This is a genomic window from Edaphobacter dinghuensis, from assembly GCF_014640335.1.
GTDB lineage: Bacteria > Acidobacteriota > Terriglobia > Terriglobales > Acidobacteriaceae > Edaphobacter > Edaphobacter dinghuensis.
The window spans coordinates 454,074-475,806 of sequence record NZ_BMGT01000002.1 but is presented as its reverse complement, the minus strand read 5'-3'; the positions used below and the strand labels follow the sequence as shown (position 1 = coordinate 475,806).

Genomic DNA, 21,733 nt, shown 5'->3' with positions numbered 1-21,733 from the left:
GCTAAGCCCGCTGGCTAGAGGTACACCTTGGTAGATTTTTTCATTCGTCGCCCAATCTTCGCCACGGTCTGCGCGCTGCTCATCGTCCTCGCTGGCGCCGTCTGCATACCCACTCTGCCGATCTCCCTTTATCCGGAGCTGGCTCCGCCTCAGGTTGTCGTCACTGCAAACTACATCGGTGCAAGCTCGAAGGACGTTGAATCGGCGGTTACGACCATCCTCGAGCAGTCCATCAACGGCGTCGAGGGAATGCGTTACATGAGCTCGACGAGCTCGAACGATGGTACCTCCGCAATTACGGTAACCTTCAATACCGGTTATGACCTCAACATCGCTGCGGTTGACGTTCAGAACCGCGTCGCCTCTGTGCAGGGACGTCTGCCTGCGGTCGTCAATAACACCGGTATCACCATCACCAAGGCTAATTCGAACTTCGTTCTTGCCGCAGGCTTCGTTTCACCTGACCACTCACTCTCTCCGGCATTCATCTCGAACTACCTCGATGTCTATGTCAGCGACGCGCTCAAGCGAGTTCCCGGCGTCGGTGCTGTCGTCATCTTCGGCGAGCGCAAATACGCTATGCGTATCTGGCTCGACCCCAGCCGTCTTGCTGCTCGCGGTCTTACTGCGCTTGATGTCACTAACGCACTCGCTGAGCAGAACGTAGAGATTCCGGCAGGTCAACTCGGCCAGCAACCCTCCGACCCCAAACAGAACTTCCAGATGGCGGTTCGCGTCAGTGGCCGTTTCTCTGATCCAAAACAGTTTGAAAACATCGTTATTAAGAACAGCACCACTGCCAGTGGAATCGTTCTGCTCAAGGACGTGGGCCGTGCTGAGCTCGGCGCTGAAAACTACGATACTTCGCTCAAGTTTCAAGGGGGCGGAGTCATGGGTGGAGATGCCGTCGGTATCGGTATTCAGCAACTCTCCAACGCCAACGCTCTTGACGTCGACAAACGTTGCCGCGCGGTGCTGGAGGAACTTGCAAAATCCTATCCTCCAGGAATGAAGGGCATTATCGCCGTTGATACGACGACCGTCATCGGCGACTCCATTCGCGAAGTAGTTGAGACAATCGGCGAAGCAGTCATCATCGTCATCATCGTCATCTTCCTATTCCTGCAGGATTGGCGCGCGACGATCATCCCTTCCGTTACCATCCCTGTCTCCCTGATAGGCACATTTGCCTTCATCAAGATCTTCGACTTCTCTATTAATTCGTTAACTCTGTTTGGCATTACTCTCGCTACAGGACTAGTGGTTGACGACGCCATTGTTGTCATCGAAAACGTCCAGCGACACATCGAGAAAGAGCATTGCGACAGCCATCGGGCTACCTCTGAAGCAATGGCCGAGGTCACGAGTGCCGTCATCGCAACCTCGCTTGTGCTTATCTCAGTGTTCGTGCCCGTAAGCTTTTTCCCTGGAACGACAGGCATTCTCTACAAGCAGTTCTCGCTGACGATTGCGTTCTCAATTGCCATCTCGGCTTTCAATGCGCTTACGCTTTCACCTGCTCTTGCCGCCATCTTGCTACGCGGAGAGCAAAAACATACCGGGCTCATGGGTTTGATCCTCAACCCCGTTGAAAGCTTGATCCAATGGCTCATCCGGGTCTACGCGAAGATGGTCACCTTTGTCGTGAAAATTCGCTACGCGATGCTGGTGCTCTTCTTCGCAGGTCTTGGCGCTACCGCGTTTATGTACAACCACGTCCCCACTGCGTTCGTTCCGCAGGAGGACCAGTCCTACTTCCTCATCATCGTTCAAACACCTCCCGGCGCTTCCCTCAGCTATACCAGCGAGTTTGCCGACCGTGTTTCGGCATTGGTACGCAAGAACGACGGTGTCTTCGGCACCTTCTCAGTTATGGGCTTCTCGCTTGCAGGTGGCAGCTCGCCAAACTCAGGCCTCATCTTCGCTCCATTGAAGCCCATCAATGACCGTGCCAAGATGGGCCCGCAATACAGCGCGAAGGCCATCGTTCAAGATGTTGGGCCAAAGCTCTTCGCTGTACCGGGCGGTATCGCCTTCGCCGCTGAGCCACCCGCTATTGCAGGCATCGGTACTGTCGGCGGATTCCAGTTCATTCTTCAGGATGGTGGACGCAACACCTTTGGAGATATCGATCGCGTCGCCCACACAATCGTTGCTCAGTCTCGTGCTCCGGGTTCAGGACTCATTGGCATGAACACCACCTTTACCTCTAACGATCCCCAGCTTCACGTCACCATCGATCGTGAGAAGGCCAAGACCATGGGTGTTCCTCTAAACCAGATTACTGCCGCGCTAGGCACGTTCATGGGATCGAGTTATGTCAATGATTTCGACTTCAATAACCGCTCCTATCGTGTCTACGTGCAGGCCGATCAGCAGTTCCGTCGTAATGCTCAGGACATTCGACAGTACTACGTTCGCTCTGACTCCGGACAGATGATTCCGCTCGACAATCTCGTCACGCTACAGGAGACCTCCGGGCCGCAGGTCATCAACCACTACAATCTCTTCCGATCGGCTGAAATCGATGGATCGCCGGCACCGGGCCTCAGCTCCGGTCAGGGACTCCAGGCGATGGAGCGTCTCTTCGAGAAGAACAAGATGCAGGGCATGACCTTCTCCTGGACTGGACTTGCGCTCGAAGAAGTTGAATCGGCGGGCAAGGCCATCATCATCTTCGGCCTCGGACTTCTCGTCGTCTACCTTACCCTCTCCGCGCAGTATGAGAGCTTTGCACTGCCATTCATTATTCTGCTTGCCGTTCCGATGGCTGTGCTCGGTGCTCTTGGGTTGGTGGCTGCGCGAGGTCTTGTCGATGACGTGTACGTCCAAATCGGGCTTGTCATGCTCATCGGACTCGCTGCGAAAAACTCCATTCTTATCGTGGAGTTTGCGGAGCAGCAACTGGAGATGGGTAAGTCGATCATCGATGCCGCGATCGTTGCGGCAGAACTTCGTCTTCGCCCCATTCTCATGACCTCGATTGCGTTCATCCTCGGTGTTTTGCCCCTCTACTTCGCCACTGGAGCAGGCGCTTACGGCCGTCACTCCGTAGGTACCGCAATCGTAGGAGGCATGGCTCTCTCTACTGTTCTCAATCTTTTCTTCATCCCAGTTCTTTATGTGATCCTCAAAACATTTCTTAGCAAGTTCAAGAGAGATCCAAAGAGAAATCCGTGCGATGACGAATTGCCTCCACCTGAACCCACTCACTAATCTCACAACGAAGACTCCGATGTGTGTTGCATCTATGCGCACATCGGAGCTCTTATTTAAGGGACGCGTAGCGCAGTGAAAATGTATCTATATGCGCTAAAACCCGCATAAACATTCATGTTGACGAAGGTTCTCTAAGACTGCCAAGCTCATCATCAGAGGCCCTTCGATGAGTACAAGCGTAAGTCCGTCACCTGAAAATTTCGCAAGCTCCCTTCCTGCCTTGGGTCTTACTTTAGTGCCGGTAACTTTTCTGATGTGCCCTCCGAAGTTTTACGACGTGAACTATGTCATCAATCCATGGATGTCTGGTCACATTCATGACTCTTCGCGACAGGTGGCTGCCGAGCAGTGGCAGCGTCTTTACAGTGCAGTTACCGAGATCGCAGAGGTCGTTCTGGTAGAGCCACAGCCAGGTTCGCCAGACATGGTCTTCACCGCGAACGCAGGCTTAGAGCGCAACGGTGTTGTTGTTTTGAGCCGCTTCTTTCACGCGGAGAGACAGGGGGAAGAGCAGCACTTCCGCCACTGGTTTGATGAAGCCGGATATACCGTCCTGAATGTTCCGCGCGACATCCCGTTCGAGGGAGAAGGCGACGCATTGTTTGCGGTTGATGGCTCGAGGTTGTGGGCGGGCTATGGTCCCCGAACACTTCAGTCTAGCCATCACTATCTGAGTGAGGCATGGAAGATTGAAGTAGTCCCACTTCATCTCATTGACCCGCGCTTCTATCACCTCGACACTTGCTTCGCTCCACTCGAAGATGGCTCCGTCATGTACTATCCACCGGCCTTCGACAATCCTTCGATCGAAAGAATCGAAGCTTATTACGCCAAAGACAAACGGATCATCATTGCCGAAGCCGATGCTCTGTGCTTTGCCTGCAACGTCATCAATGCAAATCGGACGGTCATTCTCAATAAGGTTAGCGACACACTCAGCGAACAGTTTGAGTCAAGAGGTTTCCGTGTGGTGCAGGTAGAATTGAGCGAATTTCTTAAAGCAGGTGGTGCGGCTAAATGTTTGGTAATGAAATTGAGCGGCACGCCTTGCTAGGCTGAGTGCTGCATTGCAACGCCATCCAGTATCTCGTTCGTGATGCGTTGTCTCATCGTTGCCATTGCCTTCCACGGATCAGTCTTCAGGCGTGATTTCCATTCATGGAATTCTGCCACAGAAAAGACCGGCCGCTCTGCCAGCTTCAAATCCGACCACTCCAGCGGCAACGAAACAGGCGCACCAGCCCGTGCACGCGGAGAAAACGGAGCTACTGAGGTTGCTCCACGTTCGTTCCGCAGATAATCGAGATAGATCTTTCCTTTGCGAGCCGCCTTGGTCATCTTTGTGAGATATAGCGAGGAATTCGCTCTCTCCATAGCGTTTACGAAGCTATGTGCGAACTCTTTGGCCGCAGGCCAATCCAGCTTCGGTGCAATGGGAACTACAATGTGTAGTCCCTTGCCTCCCGTTGTCTTTAGAAAACTCTCCAGGCCAATCGCCTTCAGGCGTCTTCGCACTTCTGTCGCAGCTTCTGCCAGAACGGCCCATCCCAGCGCCTCGTCAGGATCGAGATCGAAGATCAGTCGGTCGGGATGTTCGAGGTCTTCATTTCGTGATCCCCAGGGATGCACCTCCAGAACTCCCATCTGTGCCAGTCCTGCCAACGCTTCGGCAGTCGAAAGTGTAATGTATGGCTCGATCTTTCCATTCTTATCTGGGATATCAATACTGCCAACACCTTCTGGAAGTGCATGGTTTGCGTGCTTTTGATAGAAGCACGGTTTATCTGCACCATCGGGGCATCGCACCAGGCTCAATGGCCTATCAGCAATATGTGGAAGCATCTCTTCCGCGATGTTCCAGTAGTAGTCTGCAAGCATCTGCTTGGTCAGCCCCGAACTTTCATCCAATATCTTCTCCGGATGCGTCAAACGAACTGGAGCATGCTCTACCGTTATGATTTGTTTTGCTGCTACGCTCCTTTTCACTCTGTGTATAGCTGTCGCCTTTGTAGAAGGCATCGGTTCCCGAAGCTTCTTGTCTGTTCCTTTTGGACGCGGTGCAACGATAGTTTCTTCTCGCACTACCTCTCCTGCGCTTTTGTCCTCGCGTACTCCGAGAAATGCTGCCTGACGCACGAGATTGTCTGCAGTCCATGTAGCAAATCGAACTTGAACTACAAGCTCCGGCTTGACCCATCTCACACCTCGCCTGGCATCGGAGGGCACTTGTTCAAATGGCATCGCTTTTTGAACCAGGCCGTTCAATCGCCCTCGAATGGATTTATGCGTCTTCTGGGTAAATCCGGTGCCGGTGCGTCCTGCATAGATCAACTTGCCATCGCGGTAGTAGCCGAGGAGCAGTGCTCCCACGCCTTCGATTCCGTTCGATGGCAGGGTGAACCCGCCTACGACAAACTCCTGTTCGTGGAGGCACTTCATCTTTAGCCAGTCGCTGCCGCGTCCGGAAGAATATCTGCCCGTGGCTTTTTTTGAAACGATCCCTTCAGCATGAAGCTCACAAGCCTTGCGAAAAAGCTCTTCGCCGTCCGTCTCCAGGTGTTCACTTACACGCAACAAGTCCTCATTCACGCCGTTCAGAACGTCGCTCAACATCTCCTTACGACGCTTGAGAGGAAGCTCTCGTATATTCCTCCCGTCCATATGCAATAGATCGAAGCAGAAGTATGTCAGCACATTGTCTGCTCCGTTCTGAAACGACGTCTGCAAATTAGCAAAATTCGTCGTCCCATTCTCTGCAAGCACTACAACCTCGCCGTCCAGCGTCACCTTGTCGACCGCAAGCTTAGCCACTTCGTTGGCAACAGCACGAACGCGATGAGTCCAATCCAGTCCCTTGCGTGTCAGCATCTGCACGCCAGAACCATCTTTGCGCGCCTGCATCCTGTATCCGTCCAGCTTCAACTCATGCAGCCAGCCCTCACCAGCAGGCGGAGATATAGCTTCAAGCGCAAGCTGTGGCGCAACAAAGCCAGGCTGATTTTCTTTTGGCAGCGTGCTCAAACTTTTTTCAAAGGAACGGACTCCCATTGCCGGCTTCTTCTGATCTTTAAAGTCCGAGAGAGGAGCAGGTTTTTTTTCAGGCTCGTCGTCGCCACCCTTTCGATACCATGCCTTTCCCTGAGCAGCATCTTTTGAATTCCATACATGGTCTTCATTGCGAGCAATCTGCTCCATCGTGCGTCCCGTAACAACACTGTCAGGCTCTTCCACCGTCACACAGGGGTCATCCTCTCCACGTTCGAATCCGTCATGTTCTTTGATCAAAAGCCAATTCGGTTTGCGCTCGTTTGCGGCTTTTCCGCCCATGCGAATAAGCGCCCACTTTCCTTTGATCTTCGTCCCATGCATCACAAATTTGAGACTGCCATCGCGCAAACCTTTGTCGACGTCCTCGTAGCCGGCCTGCGGCTCCCATGTTCCCTGGTCCCACAGCATCACAGTGCCGCCACCATATTGTCCAGCGGGAATGATGCCCTCGAAGCCGCCATATTCCATAGGATGGTCTTCAACCTGAACCGCCAGCCGCTTGTCGCCGGTGAAGTAGCTCGGGCCTTTTGCGACTGCCCAGCTCTTCAACACGCCATTCCAGCCGAGTCTGAAGTCATAGTGTAGATGGGATGCAGCGTGCTTTTGGATGCAGAAGGGAAGCTGCTCAGGCAGATGCTTGTTGCTGACTGTCCGACCGCTGGGCTCCTTCGTGATATGAAAATCACGCATCGAGCGATATCGCGCCAACTGCTCGTCCACTGCATCTGCGGCGCGATTCGAGCTCTTCGCCTTCACTCGTTTTTGCGGTATTTGCGCGGGCGTTTTCGATTGCTTTACTGTGTCCGTCTTCGGAGCGGATTTTTTCTTCGCGGGCTTTTTCGCAGATTTCTTTACGCTCGCCATCCTGCCCTCCACCCCAATCCAGTCAAGCTAGGCAGACTTACGTTTCCTGTTGCTCGCAGTTGTCGACTTTGCCGAGGGTTTAATGAGGGACAGGCCTGCATCGTGGTCACTCCTGGCGGCAGGTTTTTTCTTTGTCGTCCAGGACTCTTTCGACTCTCCGCCGCTGACGCTCTTGCGCAGAGCATCCATCAGATTGATTACATTCCCACGCCTCGGCGCGGAGGTCTCATCTTTGGGAACGGGAGCATGTTTGATCTTTGCCTCTACCAGTTCCTTCAGTGCGGCTTCATAGCCATCGGTAAACTTTGCCGGATCAAACTTAGCACTCTTCTTTTTGATGAGTGTCTCAGCAAGTTCAAGCGAGTCCTCGTTGATGGCGACTTTTTTGATTTCGCGGAAGTACTCTGCAGGGTCGCGTAACTCTTCCTGATACCGCATGGTGTAGGCCATCATGCCGGCGAGTTTATCGTCCTCAGGCGCAGTGATGGCGATCACATGCTCGCGGCCGCCGAACGCGATCTTACCTAGCGCAGCCTTCTTGGTCTTTCGCAGCGCCTTTCGCACAACTGCGAAGGCTTCGGTCTGCATGTCGTTTTCAGGAACGACAAAGTACGGCTTTTCCAGATACTCAGGTTCAAGCTCGTCCACGCCGACGAACTGCGTCACTTCAATAGTGTGCTTCGAGGGAACGCGCAATTGCTCAAGCTCGCTGGGTTCGATGGCGATATATTCGCCTTTGCGATACTCGTATCCCTTGATGATCTCGTCTTTTTCCACTGGCGCAGCGGCCTCATCGGGAGCCTGCTCCAATGCCGAGGCCAACACTTTTTGGTGGCGCACGCGCTCACCCGTTTTGCGGCTTATCTGATGAAAACGAATCTCGCCCTTGGCTTCGGTGGCGACAAATAATTTGACGCCAAATGAGACAAGCGATATCTGAATCTGCCCAGACCAGTAAGGACGTGCCACAGGGAACCTCGCAGGACGGAGAACTCCGTCACAATTTAGGATTCCAAGCCCTTCCTCAGAGATGCCCCTTCTTCCCAGCAAACCGTTCAATCTGGTAGTGCGGAGCCCTCTGCGCCAAACCTTAGATGTACCTTGCCGGCGGTGGAGAACCTGACATCCGCAACCGAGCCGGCAGAAGCCAGCGTATATCCTGTCCAACTCCCGGTCGTGATCCAGTCGCCTCGCTTCAAGCCGCCCGTACGCGCTGCCCCCTCGTTTGCGAGGAAGGGAAGCAATCGCAACAGGTCTCCCGATGTGTTCGAGCCGGTCCGCTCAACGCGCACCGCCCCATCGACGGCCATAGTGACATGCTCCTGTGAAAAATCGATACGCTGCCAGTCCGGGACAGCCTCCCCATACACAAAACCGCCATGGATCTGCAAATCTGCGATCATGCACAGACGCTCAATTTGCATAGGATCGACGAATGCCGTCTCCAATACCTCGATCGCCGGATGACAACTCGCAACTGCTGCTAAAACTTCTTCCCGCGTATACGGTGTCTTCCGTGGAGGCAGATCCTCACCTATTTGAAAGGCAATCTCAGCTTCGAGGCCGCGGTACCGGTGCGTTCTGCCGCGCATCTCGCATCCGCTGCACGAGATCCACGCCGCGGGCATGGGAGCAAACATCGGCGTGTCATCTGCGGATGATGCGCCGACCTTCCATCCGCCGATTGCCTCATAGGCCCACGATAGCTTGTCCTGTATGAAATAAGCCTCTTCCACCGTCTCCGGGCGCAGATCTGCCGGAAGGTCCGCGATGGGTTTGTTGGTCCTGCGTGCATCGAGCAGTATGTCTACTGCATTCATCAACTGTCGTTGTTGAGCGCCGTTTATCATGCAGACAAGTTTGCACCAACTTGCTTATTTTGTCTCCTGTGCAGAGCTTACTTTGCCTTTTTCCCAATGCTCAGCAGATTAGCAAACAGCCGATAGGCCCCTGGGACACCCTCCGGCATCTGCCGGTAAAGCGCATAGGCAACATAGATGTATGCACCTTTACCGGTTCGCGCATAGACCAGCCCGCCCTTTTGCGGGTCCTGGCCGGGGTCATGCGTCTCCAGCGGCGCCTCATAATGCGGGTCCCAGCTTTCGAGGAACCCATGCCCGCGCTCCTCGACCCAGCCGTCAAAATCATGCGAAGTAATCTTGTTGGGCCAGCTAAGCAAAGGACTCGAAGGCATCAGCAGCCGCACCGGGTCAGTCTCGTTGATGACCTTCTCCGCGCTGCCCAGCGATAACGGATAGGGGCCGTCGCCATCGAATTCGGCCGTGTTGTACTGCACAATCACCACTCCGCCGTTCTTTGCATAGCTCAGAAGCTGCCCATTGGCGGCTGCAAGGTCCGGGTGCGCCGCATAGGCGCGAACACCCAGCGCAACGGCGTCATATCCAGCGAGTCTGCCTTGCGCGACATCGGCCATAGTCAATGTCGTAGCGTGTATTCCGATATTCTCGAGGGATCTCTGCACGTCATCGCCCGTGCCCGGCAGATAGCCTACCTTCAGATGTGGAGCTACCTTTACGTCCACGCCGCTGGTCCGGTACGTTGCAGGAGAGTACAGATTCGACAGCGTCAGGCCCGTGTATCCCACGGCCCGATAGCCCTCTGTGTACGTTCGATTCGTTACCGAAGAAATTGCCTCTGTCGTCAAGGTATAAGCCTTTTCACCCAACGTCCCCGGCGTCACTACAAACTTCACCGTCTGTTCCTCGCCCGGTTTTTGGGTGACGAACTTTGCCGAATCCGGCTGCGATCTCCATCCCGCAGGCATCTTTAGCTGCAAAGTCCCTCGTGCTCCCTGTGGCTCGGCGCTGCGCACGTGTACGGTTAGCGGAAAGCTTTGCTCCCCCAAAGGAATGATGCCCGCCGAAGGCTGCATCGACACACTCAGGCCTGGTTCAAACGTTAGCGGCTGCGATACGACGCCTGCCGTCGTTGGCGTAGCCGCGAGCGCCACCTGACCAAAGCGAATATCGACTCCCTCATACTTCGCCGTGATCCATACGGTCTCCGCCGGCAGCGGCAGGGGAGCCAGACGCATCGCCGCAGCCTGAACGTCGTAGTACGGCTGCTCCAGATTCTTCTGTGTGAAATATGGTCGAGTCGCTGCATTGCCGTCGGCCTTTTCGCTGACCTTAAACTCGCAATCGGCCGTCGCTCCCGCATTCAAGACTCCATCGCCGGGAACCGCGCTCGAACCCTCCGTCCATCGGCTGCCGTCCAGCGAGCGGTCGTCACGCGCGACGACGCGAACAGCATCCTTGCCGCCATTGATGACCTTTACGTTGACGTCCACCGTCGAGCCCGGCACCACCGCACTGCCCGGAGCAACCCTCACCTCCACCTGCAATCCCAGAGACTCCACCAGGGCATCGTTGAACTGCACCTCTTTTACGCACAGTTCGTGGAGCACATCGTACCTCTCCCGAGCCGTCAGATCCTTCGCCGCCTCCACTCTGGCAATCAAAGCCCGAGTCTCCGCCAACCCTGTCTTTAGCAGAGGCGCAATCTTCTCAGGAGCAGCCGCCGAATAACCTGTTTGAGCTTCATCTACCAATTTAGAAATCTGCTGTAAATCACTTCTCAAAAAGGTCTTTTCACTCGGAGCAAGATCGGCAATTCCAACCACCGATACATCTACCCCATCGAAGAAACTCTTCTCCGACTCCGTTCCTCCAACCCGCGAGCCATACCGCGTATACCCCACATCGAACCGTCCTGCAGGAGCCGTCCTTCCCCCCGGACCCATCTGAGACCGCTGCAGCGACAAGCCGCGTCGCGCAAACTGCACATAGCTCATTCCCAGCACATCGCTGTGATCTCCCTCAGGCACCTCCACGTTCGCCTGCGGAGCTTCGTTCGACCACGTCTTCGTCACATAGTTATAAAATCGCGCCGGAGCATACTTGCCTGTCGCATAGTCGTACATGCCCTTCTCCGTCACCCGCGAGAACGGTACCCGCTCATAAACCTTCGCCGGAGCCCACGGCTCCAGCCCCATCTCGGGAAATACCTTAGGATCGGCTGCGGCAGTAAACACCTCCTGCGCGATCTCTCCGCTCACCTGATGCTGTCCATGCCCATCGGTCACGCCGCCCACAAACACGCTGGTCACCACCAGCGGGCGATACAGCCGCACCGCGCGCACGGCGTCATACAACACCCGCTCATGCGTCCACTTCGCAAATGACTCCTCCTTCGTCTTCGAAAAACCGAAGTCCACCTCGGTCCCGAACATCTGGTCCACGCCCATATAACGGTCTGCCGCGAGCAGCTCCTGCGTGCGCAGCAGCGCCAGCGCACCATCGAAGTCCCCCGACATCGCATTCTGCCCGCCTTCGCCGCGAGTCAAGGTCAGCATACCCACGCGCGCGCCCTGTCCACGCGACTCGTAAGTCAGCATCCCTCCATCCTCGTCATCGGGATGGGCCACAATCATCAGCAGGCTTGCACGCGTCGAGAGCTTCTTCAGGTTCTGCTCCAGTGCTGCCGTACCGCGATTCGCTGCCAGCGGATCGACGACCACGGACGCCTTGACCTGTTCTCCGGCAAGGTTCGCCGGATCATGAGACGCCTGTCCCCACGCAGAGAAGCTCGGCAAAACAAGCGCAATGGCCGCAAAAACTCCAAATCCTGAAAAAGCCTGTCTAATCATCATTTTGTTTTAATCTCTCATATCTGATGCCCGAGAAGGCACATCAGAACCGCGCGCCTGGACGTAATCTATAGAGGAAGAGCATTATTCGAGGCAAAAGAGCCCACAAGCAGAAAGCACCGCGATAAGCCATCCATGTCAAAACGATTCATCATCGCCCTCAAAGTTCTGCTCCATCTGCTGTGCCTCGCCCCCTTCGTCTACCTGCTGCATCTCTACCGCAACGGCACACTGGAACTCAAGCTCGATCCGGTCAGCTACATCACCCATTTCACCGGCAATTGGACGCTCTATCTCCTGCTCGCTACGCTCTCCATCACCCCGATACGCCGCCTCTCGCCGCATATCGCTTTCCTGGTCCGCTTCCGCCGCCTGATCGGCCTCTACGCCTTCTTCTACGCTACGCTCCACCTCGCAACCTATATCTTCCTCTTTTCCGGATATGACATCGCAACCGCCCTCAGCGGCCTCCGCGCAGGTCATCCCGGCGAGATCGCTACACAGTGGAAGGTCATATGGCCGGGCATCGTCGATGACCTGATCCAGCGCCGCTTCATTCAGGTTGGTCTTCTAGCATGGGTCATCCTGTTTTTGCTCGCGGCCACCTCGCCTTCTTTCATCATGCGAGCTATGGGAGGCAAGAACTGGCAGCGCCTGCATCGGCTGATCTATGTGGCTGCCATCGCTGGAGTCATCCACTTCTGGTGGCTGGTCAAAGCAGGTGTCCACACCCCATGGAAGGACGCCGCAATTCTGGTAGTCCTGCTCCTTGCTCGCATCGCCTACACTCTTTGGAAGCGAACGAAGAAACGCAAGTCAGCAGTCAGAACTACCGCTCAGGCCGCTATGCAATAAAATCAGCCGCTCGCAGCAGCCAACCTATTGTGGTGGTTCATCGGACTGTGATTGCTTACCCTTATCGCCACCGCCACCGAAGAGCTTCTGGAAGAAGTTTTTCTTCTTCGGTTTAGCCTCCTGCGTCTCCGGAGCGTTGTCTACAGGAGGAGCGTGGGGTGCAGGCGCAGGTGCAGGGGCGTATTGGTGAGGCGCTTGTGGGGCCGTTTGAGAGTTAGGCGGAGGAGCAGTCTTGTTTCCGCCGATGCCGAAGAGCCTCTGGATAAAGTTCTGCGGATTTTCACCCATCTGGCTGCAGTAGTTCTGCGGTGCGGTGCCATCGAGGAACGCGACGTTATAGTCATTGGGGCAGCTACCGTCGGCAAGCAGATTGCTCGTCTTGTCGAGGCTGACGATAGAGATGCCCGGAGGCGGCGTGAATGACTTCACATCGGAGTATTGCGGCAGCTTGATGGCGCGGTTCATGAACTCCGCCCAGATCGGTGCGGCTGCATCTGCGCCCTGGAGTTTGATGTCGGTATAGTCGTCGTTGCCAACCCAGACAATGCACAGCAGGTTCGAAGTGTAGCCGGCAAACCATGCATCATGCTCGGTACCGGTCTTGCCCGCGGCGGGAGCAGTAAAACCACGCGCACGCGCCGTCGAGCCGGTACCGTAGTTCATTACGTCTTCCAATAGCGAGTGCGTGAGATAGGCGACGCGCGGATCAAGTACCTGACGCGCCTGGGGAGCATAGTCTGCAACGATATCTCCATTGCTGTTACGTACCGAAGCGAGCAGCCAGGGATCGAGATGGACACCGTTGTTGGCGAATACCGTGTATGCTCCCGCCATCTCCAGCGGCGTGGCGTTGTAGGTTCCGATTGCGACTGACGGTGTGGCGCGGGCGTTAAGGATGCCTGCCGAACGAGCCAGCGCGGCGACGTTGCCGTAACCGGCCTGTTGCGCCAGTGCGATGGTGGCAATGTTCAGCGAGTGCTCCAGCGCAGTAACTGCTGTGACCATTCCCGGATACTCGCCGCGTACGAAGTTGCCCGGCATATAAGGTTTGCCGTCGGTGCCGAAGTCCTGCGGATCGTCATTGAGCTGTGTAATGGCGGTGAAGACTCCGCCGGAGTCTCCGAGCTGCGTGCCGTTGAGGCTGGTATTAAACGCGGTGGCGTAGACGAACGGCTTGAAGATGGAGCCTGTAGGGCGCTCAGCCAATGCGTGGTCTAACTGGGAGACGCCATAGTTGCGTCCGCCGACCAGCGCGAGCACCTGGCCCGTGTGCGGGTTCAGTGCGATCAGAGCGACCTGCGGGTAGGTGATGTCTCCGACGATCTCGCCCTTGCGATTGCGGTGCTTGCGGCGCACCAACTCATCGACGTTCTTCATCCCGACCTCGACTGCCTCGGTAGCGGCGCTCTGAAGATCGGGGTCGAGCGAAGTGTAGATGCGCAGGTTCTGGTGGCTCAGGTCCTGATCGCCAACCTTCTTCACAAGCTGATCGTGGACCAGATCGACAAAGTAAGGAGCCTCACTGGCATCGATGTTGGAGGGAGTCAGCCGAATCGGTTCGGCTTTATAACGGCTGGCCTCGGCTGCGGTAAGTGCTCCGGTATCTACCATGGAGTCAAGAACGACGTTACGCCGCGCCATGGCTCGTTCGGGATGACGATAAGGATTCAGGCGGCTGGGGCTTTGAATCATGCCTGCGAGCAGGGCGCACTCAGCCGTGTCGAGCTGTCGCAAAGGCTTGCCAAAATAGGTCTGCGCCGCCTGTCCAAAGCCATTAATGGCATAGCTGCCGCGCTGGCCCAGATTGATCTCATTGGCATACATCTCAAAGATCTGCTGCTTGTTGAAGCGGGCCTCAAGCTGAAAGGTGATCAGAATCTCCTTGAGCTTGCGAACGATGTGCTTTTGCGGCGAAAGAAAAAATCCGCGTGCAAGCTGCTGCGTCAGCGTCGATCCGCCGCAGCTCATTCGCTGCGAGAGGATATCCTGCACCGCGCACTTGCCGATGCGCACAAAGTCTATGCCGGAGTGTTCGAAGAACCGTCGGTCCTCAATCGCCGTCACCGCTTGCACCATGCGCGGTGGAATATCTTGATAGCTGACAAGGCGGCGCTTGGTGCGGTTGGCATCTGCGGAGAGTGCCGTAATCAATTGCGGTTCGAGATCATACGCTGCAAGCGCGGCGCCGTTCTCTGCCGTAATGCTTTGCACGACGCCGTCGGCCGTATTGATGGTGGCTCCATCCGTGCTGTGATAGCTCTCCGGCCCGGGCTTGATAAAGATGGTGTCACCGGTCAGCTTGAACGTGCCAAGCTGAGGGTTGCCGTTGTAGTTGACGCGGCGCAGATCGGCTGCGATCGACGCAGCCGTCAGCTTCTGGCCCGGCCGCACCTCGCGCGGCGCGGCATAGATCTGCGATTCGCTGGCGAAGATCGGCCCGGCGGCAAGACGATCGTCGACGACATGCTGATAGTGGAAGTAAGCAATAGAGAAGATAACCGTGCCGATGGCGAGACACGCGAGTACAGCGATCAGAAGCCCGCGCACAAGACGGGATTCTAAAATGCCGCGCCCTGTCTTGGGCCGATTCGTGCCGTATTTGAGTTTGAGAGGCAAAGGTACTCTTTCGTTGGACGGTAGTTAGATGGCTGCGGGAAGCACCGCGTGCAGCGTAGAGGTTATCTCTGTGGTTACCCTGCTGGCTATCTCATGCAGCGGGATATCCTCATTCTTCTTTTGCAGACGGTCAACGAACTCGACTTTACCCTCGGCTACGCCTCGTCCGATGTTGATGCGATAGGGGATACCAACCAGATCGGCATCTTTGAACTTCACCCCGGCGCGCTCGTCGCGGTCGTCGAGCAAAACATCCAACCCGGCAGCGTCAAGCTCCGCAGCAACCTTCTCTCCCGCGGCCAGAAGGGCCGCATCGCCGACATTGGTGATCGTCACAACCACCTGGAATGGTGCAATCGACGGATGCAGAGCATAAACCTCACCGTCGTTCGCCGCGGCAGAAAGCTCGAAGGCTGCGGTCAAAATGCGTTCCACTCCAATCCCATAGCAGCCCATGATCGGCGTTACCTCCTTGCCGTCACGATTCAGCACACTGGCTCCCATCGACTTGGTGTACTTATAGCCCAGCTTAAAGATATGGCCAATCTCCACTGCCTTGCCCAGCCGCAGCGGCTCGCCGCCGATAGGATCGAGTTCCCCTTCATTGACCGTGCGGATATCTGCGGTAAGCGTCGGGGTAAAGTCGCGACCGGGAGTGACATTGCGGAGATGGTAGTCGACCTTATTAGCTCCGGCGACAAGATTGGCGCGGCCTTCGAGTCCAAGGTCCATGATGACGATAGTCTTCAGCCCTTCGCTTGGAACATTACGGAAGATGCCTTTGATCTTGCTCAGCTCTTTGCCGGAGTTCAATCCGTTCAGCGAGCCATTCGTCATCACTTCGGCAATGCCAACAGGCCCAAGGTATCCGGCAGGGCCGCCGATGTGTAGCTCAAGCTCTTCCGGGGTCATCGGACGCAACTCAATCGTGCCTGCAACAGCGTTCAGCTTAGTTTCATTAACCTGATGATCGCCGCGAAGGAAGGCGACGACAGGACGAAGAGGCGGCACATCCGCTGCTCCTGTTTGAGACTTCGATAGGCTAGGCGTGCCCATGAAGGCGACGCACTTGATATCCTGCGAGGCTTCGATCCCGAAGAAGGCGGTAACATCCGCGATGGATGCCTTGCCCGGCGTATGAACAAGCTCGGGTGTACCGTCGCCGGTCGGCGCAAGGTCTTTAACCGGGGTAAGGCGGCTGGTGGCCTTCTCAAGGTTAGCGGCATAGCCGGAGGCGCTGCTGGCGATCAGGTCTTCGCCGGCGTCGGTATAGACCATAAACTCCTGCGAGGCGGAGCCGCCCATCGATCCCGAATCGGCATCGACCGAGACAAACTGTAGACCGCACCGCGTAAAGATGCGCCGATAAGCAGCATCGTGCTTGTTGTAGCTCACATCCAGTCCCGCCTCGTCGATGTCGAACGAGTAGGAGTCCTTCATCGTGAACTGGCGCACCCGCAGCAGGCCCGACTTGGGCCGTGGCTCATCGCGAAACTTCGTCTGTATCTGATACCAGATCTGGGGAAGCTGCTTATAGCTGCGCAACTCCTTGCGCGCGATGTCGGTCATCACCTCTTCGTGGGTCATGGCCAGGCATAGCTCCGCGCCTTTACGGTCCTCCAACCGGAACATGTTGTCGCCCATCACGTCCCAACGGCCGCTGGCCTCCCATATCTCGCGAGGATTCAGAGCGGGCAGCAAAAACTCCTGTCCAATCCGGTCCATCTCCTCGCGGATGATCGCTACGATCTTATTGATGGAGCGATTACCCAGAAAGAGATAGCTATAGATGCCGGCGCCAAGCTGGCGGATATAACCGGCACGAAGGAGAAGCTTATGGCTGGCGACTTCAGCGTCCGCCGGTGCCTCACGAAGGGTGGGAATAAAAAGTTGAGACCAGCGATGCATCGGCAAAAGAGCACTTTCCTGTCCGTTGCATCGAGATGCACGGACTTTTAGAGATGAATGTTCATTCTAAATGCTGCGGTGCCTTCGGCTAAACGAGCACAGGTCGAGTCGGATCAGATAGGCATTGTCGACTTTTATAACTGCATCTCCGACCCTAAGTTCGCCTGCTCTTGCGCTCCTCAACTCAGGTCATCTCGACCGAAGCGTAACAATCATGGAATGAATATTTTGCAGGAGCCTTGGTCAGAGGTGCTTCAGACCGTGTTGATGGCCCAAAGATCATGCAGGTGAAGCACCCCTTCAATCTGCCCCTGCTCGCCGGTAACAATCAGCGACGTAATCTTCCTCTCCTCCATCAGCGCAAGAGCCGTGGAAGCAAAGGCATCCCCCGCAATCGTCAAAGGATGGCGGTTCATGATCTCGCCCGCCGACCGCTCCAGCGCATGCGAGCCATCCCGCTCCAGCAACCGGCGCAGATCGCCGTCTGAGATCATGCCCAGCAGGGAGCTGCCGTCAAGAACAGTAGTCATCCCCAGCTTTTTGTGCGACATCTCGTGGATAACCTGCGGCATGGGTGTATCGGAGGAGACGCGAGGAAGCGCTTCCCCCGCATGCATCAGGTCGCGAACGCGCGACAAGCGCTTGCCTAGTCGCCCGCCAGGATGCAGGTCGGCAAAATCCTCTGCCTTCCAGCCCCTGCGGCGGCTCACCTCAAGCGCCAGCGCATCTCCCAGCGCCAGCATTACCGTGGTGGAGGCGGTAGGGGCAAGGTTCAGCGGGCACGCCTCTGCGGAGACCCCGGCATCGAGAAAGATATTGCTGGCCTCGGCCAGAGTTGACGTTGGGCAGCTACAGAAGACGATCAGATGGGCCGCCAGTCGCTTCAGCGTGGGCAGCAGCCGCAGCAACTCCTCGGTCTCTCCGCTTGAAGAGAGAGCCAAAACAGTATCCCCTTGCCCGATCATCCCAAGGTCTCCGTGCAGAGCCTCCGAGGGCTGAAGAAAATGAGCGGGCGTTCCGGTCGATCTCAGCGTGGCTGCGATCTTGCGGGCGATGATGCCGCTCTTGCCGACACCTGTGACGATGACGCTCTGACGCTTGTCTGCCGCAGCAATCAATAGATCAACCGCTTCGGTAAACGGCGCCTGCATTGCACCGTCGAGCCGGTCGGCCAGGTCGCGGAGGGCTGCGGCCTCGATGCGCACAAAACTCGAGGGCTGAGCGGTGTCGGACGGTTTGTGAGCTTCATTCGCCATGGGTTCGACCATGTCGATGCTAGCAGAGCGGCGCCGAGGTCCGCATTGCGTCTAAACTAGAGAGAGCCAGCGCGGAGCGCTCGCCGGAAGGATGCCCAAATAAGTGAAGCGGAACGCATTGGTCCTTGGTGTCATGATCGTTGGAATCTCGCTGATGTTATGGGCCGGATGGCATAACCTGCGGGAGCGGCACATCGCAATGCAGAAGGCTGAGGCCAACCATGTGGTGCTGACCCCTGCCCAGCCCTCCCAGTCGGCACAAGGCGATGACTCCGAAGACGTAGATCCCGGCGCGAAGCTGCGGGGAAAGACCGCTCCGGCATTCACGCTGTCGACGGTCGATGGCAAGCAGGTTTCGCTGGCAGACTATAAGGGCCGTCCGGTGCTGGTGAACTTCTGGGCTACGTGGTGTGCTCCCTGCAAGATCGAGATGCCGTGGTTCGAGGAGCTGCGCAAGCAGTATGCAGGACAGGGCTTCGAGATTCTCGGAATTACTGCCGACGTCGACGCAGGCAAGGACGTCATCGCCAAGTCTGCGCAGAAGATCGGCGTAACCTATCCCATCCTGTTGAGCACCGACAAAGTGCAGGACGCCTACGGCGGAGTCGAATATCTGCCCATGTCGTTCTACGTGGACCGCGACGGCAAAGTAGTCGAGGCGACCACAGGATTGAGCTCGAAGAATGAGATCGAAGCGAACATCAAGAAGATCGTTGCTTCAGGATCAACAACCGCCGACGTGAAGGGTGGAGAGTAGATGCGTCTGGGTGTGCTGGCGGCAGGACTGATGCTCGGTGTGGGGACCCTGACGGCGCAGATGGGGAACATGAACGGCAATGCCGAAAAGGCAAAGTCCTATGTGATCTATGACGCCGAGCCGCAGATTGTTCCGGCTGGAAAGCGAAGCATCGTCGAGATGCGCTTCCGGGTCGTCGACGGATTTCATGTCAACTCGCACACTCCGAAGTCGGAGCTGTTGATTCCGACCAAGGTTGACCTGCAACCCGCCGCAGGTGTGAAGGCTGAGACCGCGGTATATCCGGCGGGTACGGCATACAGCTTCAGCTTTAGCCCGAACGATAAGCTGGACGTCTACGCAGGCGACTTCACGGTGAAGCTACCGGTCGTCGCCAAAGCAGGGCAGCACGAGATTGACGGCACGCTGCGCTATCAGGCATGCGACCACGCAGCATGCTATCCACCGCGAAGCCTTCCCATTCAAGTAGTTTTCACCGCAAAGTAGTGGCATGACGGGTTCAGGCCCGATGGAAGCGCAAAGCAGGTTCCGCTTTGTCACTCCCGTCGTGGCATCATCGATTAAGAAAGAAAATTTGGAGCGAGCAGGGCGCAATGGACGAGTTTAGAAGGCTGACACGGTTGCCGGCGTATGTGTTCAACATAACGGGCGAGTTGAAGGCCGCGGCACGCAAGCGCGGCGAAGACATCATCGACTTCGGGATGGGCAATCCCGACGGAGCGACGCCCAAGGCAATCGTCGACAAGCTGATCGAAGCAGCACAAAAGACCGCAACCCATCGCTACTCGCTCTCGCGCGGCATTCCGCGTCTGCGCAAGGCCATCTGCAACTGGTACAAGACGCGCTACGACGTCGATCTCAATCCCGAGACCGAGGCGATTGTCACCATCGGTTCGAAAGAAGGCATCGCCCACCTTTGCCTCGCTGTGCTCGACGACGAAGACACCGTAGCTGTCCCCAATCCGAGCTATCCCATTCACATCTTCGGACCAGTCATCGCCGGATCGAAGGTACAGAGCATTCCTGCAGCCGACGCCGATGCCGACACGCTGCTGGAGCGGCTCGAGTATGAGCTGCCGCGGATGCAGCCGCGTCCCAAGATGCTGATCCTGAACTTCCCGTCGAACCCGACGGCACAGTGCGTCGAGCTTTCATTCTTTGAGCGGATCGTCGCACTCTGCAAGGAACTTGGCATCTACATCGTTCACGATCTCGCCTATGCGGACATCGTCTTCGACGGCTATCGCGCGCCCAGCGTGCTCGAAGTTCCCGGCGCAAAGGACATCGCGGTCGAGTTCTTCACCCTTTCGAAGAGCTACAACATGCCCGGCTGGCGCGTAGGCTTCATGGTTGGCAACCCGAAGCTGGTTGCGGCACTCGGCCGCATCAAGAGCTACTTCGACTACGGCACATTCACGCCGATCCAGGTAGCTTCCATCGCCGCGCTCGAAGGGCCGCAGGACTGCGTGGCCAAGATTCGCGACAACTACAAGGCTCGCCGCGATGTTCTGGTGCCGGGCTTGAATAAGCTGGGCTGGGCCGTCGATCTGCCCAAGGCCACCATGTTCGTCTGGGCAAAGATTCCAGAGCAATACCGCGCTCTCGGCTCCGTGGAGTTCTCAAAGAAGTTGCTGCTCGATGCCAAAACTGCTGTCAGTCCCGGCATCGGCTTCGGCGAACACGGCGACGGTCACGTGCGCTTCTCTCTGATCGAAAACGAAGAGCGCACACGTCAGGCGCTGCGCGGCATCAAGCAGATGTTCAAAGCCGGCTAAGCACTCCATTTCTAGATACGTTTCAGATAAGCCTTCGCCTCTTCCAGTTCAGGGAAGAGGCGTTCTTCTGCCTGAAACTCCCGCGAGTGGACGCAGCGCCGTCCAGCCTTCACGCGCACCGGATGCTTCAGGTGAAGCATCTCGTGGTACAGCAGATACTCGACGGCGCAGCGCGGTGTGTCAGGCCGGTCGAAGACGCGGCTGACCACAATCGTATTGTGCGCGGCGTCGTAGTGGCCCAGCATGCGGCGTGCATGGTGAGCGCTCCACGTCAGCGTGGGGCGTCCGAGAAGTCCATGAAAGAACCGCGTATTCAGTGATTCGAAGACCTCATCGAGATCGTAGTGATGGCCGACCGAGGTAAGGATTCGCTTGCGTCCGCGTGTCTGGCGAATATGCTCAGCCTGACGCGACACCGCCTCCGACGAGACGTGACGGCGATAGCGATCGGCATGAATAGGAGCGATCGGCTTCTTATAGAGCTTGGCCAGCAGAATATGTGCGATGGCGCGATGAACCGATTCGGGAGCTGACTCCAGCAGGTCGGAAAGCCGAACATGCAGTCTGCCTTCGCGCAGACGAATCGTTGTGTTCAGCGAGGTGAAGCGGCGAAAGCGGATATCAAGCGGCGGAATCGGAGCCCGCGGGCGCAGATCTCGATACTGTTCTTCAAAGATGGGGATGAGTGCGGACGACATACGCTTACTAAAAGGTTAACACGGCTGCCAAGCGCAGCTTTAGTGCGATTTGCACCGATGACACCGAT

General features: G+C 56.5%; 14 protein-coding genes. 6 read left to right on the top strand and 8 right to left on the bottom strand.

The annotated features are described in order from the left end of the window. The first annotated feature begins 27 nt into the window (after window positions 1-27). Window positions 28-3,216, top strand: coding sequence for an efflux RND transporter permease subunit (locus IEW09_RS07590; protein ID WP_188553580.1), 3,189 nt, complete (start codon window positions 28-30; stop codon window positions 3,214-3,216). A 223-nt stretch (window positions 3,217-3,439) separates the two neighbouring features. Further along, window positions 3,440-4,273, top strand: coding sequence for a dimethylarginine dimethylaminohydrolase family protein (locus IEW09_RS07585; RefSeq protein ID WP_229739173.1), 834 nt, complete (start codon window positions 3,440-3,442; stop codon window positions 4,271-4,273). Here IEW09_RS07585 and ligD read toward each other — a convergent pair. The 4 genes from ligD to IEW09_RS07565 form a co-directional block, all read right to left on the bottom strand. After that, entirely contained in the window at window positions 4,270-7,131 is a 2,862-nt protein-coding gene (gene ligD, locus IEW09_RS07580) for a DNA ligase D (RefSeq protein ID WP_188553578.1), read from the bottom strand. The genes IEW09_RS07585 and ligD overlap by 4 nt on opposite strands. 27 nt (window positions 7,132-7,158) lie before the next feature. Next, window positions 7,159-8,100 (bottom strand): non-homologous end joining protein Ku, encoded by a 942-nt coding sequence (gene ku / locus IEW09_RS07575; protein ID WP_188553577.1) that lies wholly within the window; start codon window positions 8,098-8,100, stop codon window positions 7,159-7,161. 86 nt (window positions 8,101-8,186) lie between these two features. Continuing rightward, on the bottom strand, window positions 8,187-8,981 hold the full coding sequence (locus IEW09_RS07570) for a 2-keto-4-pentenoate hydratase (protein WP_188553576.1): 795 nt from the start codon (window positions 8,979-8,981) through the stop codon (window positions 8,187-8,189). Window positions 8,982-9,028: 47 nt separating this feature from the next. Then, window positions 9,029-11,803, bottom strand: coding sequence for a PIG-L family deacetylase (locus IEW09_RS07565; protein WP_188553575.1), 2,775 nt, complete (start codon window positions 11,801-11,803; stop codon window positions 9,029-9,031). Between the two features lie 132 nt (window positions 11,804-11,935). Between IEW09_RS07565 and IEW09_RS07560 the strand changes: the two genes are divergently transcribed. After that, complete coding sequence (locus IEW09_RS07560; protein ID WP_188553574.1) at window positions 11,936-12,655, top strand: protein-methionine-sulfoxide reductase heme-binding subunit MsrQ; 720 nt, start codon at window positions 11,936-11,938, stop codon at window positions 12,653-12,655. 24 nt (window positions 12,656-12,679) lie between these two features. Here IEW09_RS07560 and IEW09_RS07555 read toward each other — a convergent pair whose 3' ends face one another. From IEW09_RS07555 to IEW09_RS07545, 3 genes are all read right to left on the bottom strand, one after another. Next, window positions 12,680-15,202: a transglycosylase domain-containing protein gene (locus IEW09_RS07555; protein ID WP_308420535.1), complete on the bottom strand. Its 2,523-nt coding sequence runs from the start codon at window positions 15,200-15,202 to the stop codon at window positions 12,680-12,682. Between the two features lie 93 nt (window positions 15,203-15,295). Then, window positions 15,296-17,179: a proline--tRNA ligase gene (locus tag IEW09_RS07550; RefSeq protein WP_188554354.1), complete on the bottom strand. Its 1,884-nt coding sequence runs from the start codon at window positions 17,177-17,179 to the stop codon at window positions 15,296-15,298. Between the two features lie 254 nt (window positions 17,180-17,433). Then, window positions 17,434-18,447, bottom strand: a complete 1,014-nt coding sequence (locus IEW09_RS07545) for a KpsF/GutQ family sugar-phosphate isomerase (RefSeq protein ID WP_229739172.1) — start codon at window positions 18,445-18,447, stop codon at window positions 17,434-17,436. Window positions 18,448-18,538: 91 nt separating this feature from the next. Here IEW09_RS07545 and IEW09_RS07540 point away from each other — a divergent pair, with 91 nt between their 5' ends. From IEW09_RS07540 to alaC, 3 genes are all read left to right on the top strand, one after another. Then, window positions 18,539-19,192: a TlpA family protein disulfide reductase gene (locus IEW09_RS07540; RefSeq protein WP_229739171.1), complete on the top strand. Its 654-nt coding sequence runs from the start codon at window positions 18,539-18,541 to the stop codon at window positions 19,190-19,192. Next, entirely contained in the window at window positions 19,193-19,678 is a 486-nt protein-coding gene (locus IEW09_RS07535) for a protein-disulfide reductase DsbD domain-containing protein (protein WP_188553572.1), read from the top strand. It begins immediately after the preceding gene. Between the two features lie 107 nt (window positions 19,679-19,785). Continuing rightward, entirely contained in the window at window positions 19,786-20,967 is a 1,182-nt protein-coding gene (alaC, locus tag IEW09_RS07530) for an alanine transaminase (protein ID WP_188553571.1), read from the top strand. Between the two features lie 11 nt (window positions 20,968-20,978). Here alaC and IEW09_RS07525 read toward each other — a convergent pair whose 3' ends face one another. Continuing rightward, window positions 20,979-21,665: a M48 family metalloprotease gene (locus IEW09_RS07525; RefSeq protein ID WP_188553570.1), complete on the bottom strand. Its 687-nt coding sequence runs from the start codon at window positions 21,663-21,665 to the stop codon at window positions 20,979-20,981. Window positions 21,666-21,733 lie beyond the last annotated feature (68 nt).

Excerpts from the sequence above, each read along its gene's own strand:
- IEW09_RS07525 (WP_188553570.1), bottom strand. The coding sequence starts at position 21,665 with ATGTCGTCCGCACTCATCCCCATCTTTGAAGAACAGTATCGAGATCTG.
- alaC (WP_188553571.1), top strand. The coding sequence starts at position 19,786 with ATGGACGAGTTTAGAAGGCTGACACGGTTGCCGGCGTATGTGTTCAAC.
- IEW09_RS07535 (WP_188553572.1), top strand. The coding sequence starts at position 19,193 with ATGCGTCTGGGTGTGCTGGCGGCAGGACTGATGCTCGGTGTGGGGACC.
- IEW09_RS07565 (WP_188553575.1), bottom strand. The coding sequence starts at position 11,803 with ATGATGATTAGACAGGCTTTTTCAGGATTTGGAGTTTTTGCGGCCATT.
- IEW09_RS07560 (WP_188553574.1), top strand. The coding sequence starts at position 11,936 with ATGTCAAAACGATTCATCATCGCCCTCAAAGTTCTGCTCCATCTGCTG.
- IEW09_RS07550 (WP_188554354.1), bottom strand. The coding sequence starts at position 17,179 with ATGCATCGCTGGTCTCAACTTTTTATTCCCACCCTTCGTGAGGCACCG.
- ligD (WP_188553578.1), bottom strand. The coding sequence starts at position 7,131 with ATGGCGAGCGTAAAGAAATCTGCGAAAAAGCCCGCGAAGAAAAAATCC.
- IEW09_RS07545 (WP_229739172.1), bottom strand. The coding sequence starts at position 18,447 with ATGGTCGAACCCATGGCGAATGAAGCTCACAAACCGTCCGACACCGCT.
- IEW09_RS07570 (WP_188553576.1), bottom strand. The coding sequence starts at position 8,981 with ATGATAAACGGCGCTCAACAACGACAGTTGATGAATGCAGTAGACATA.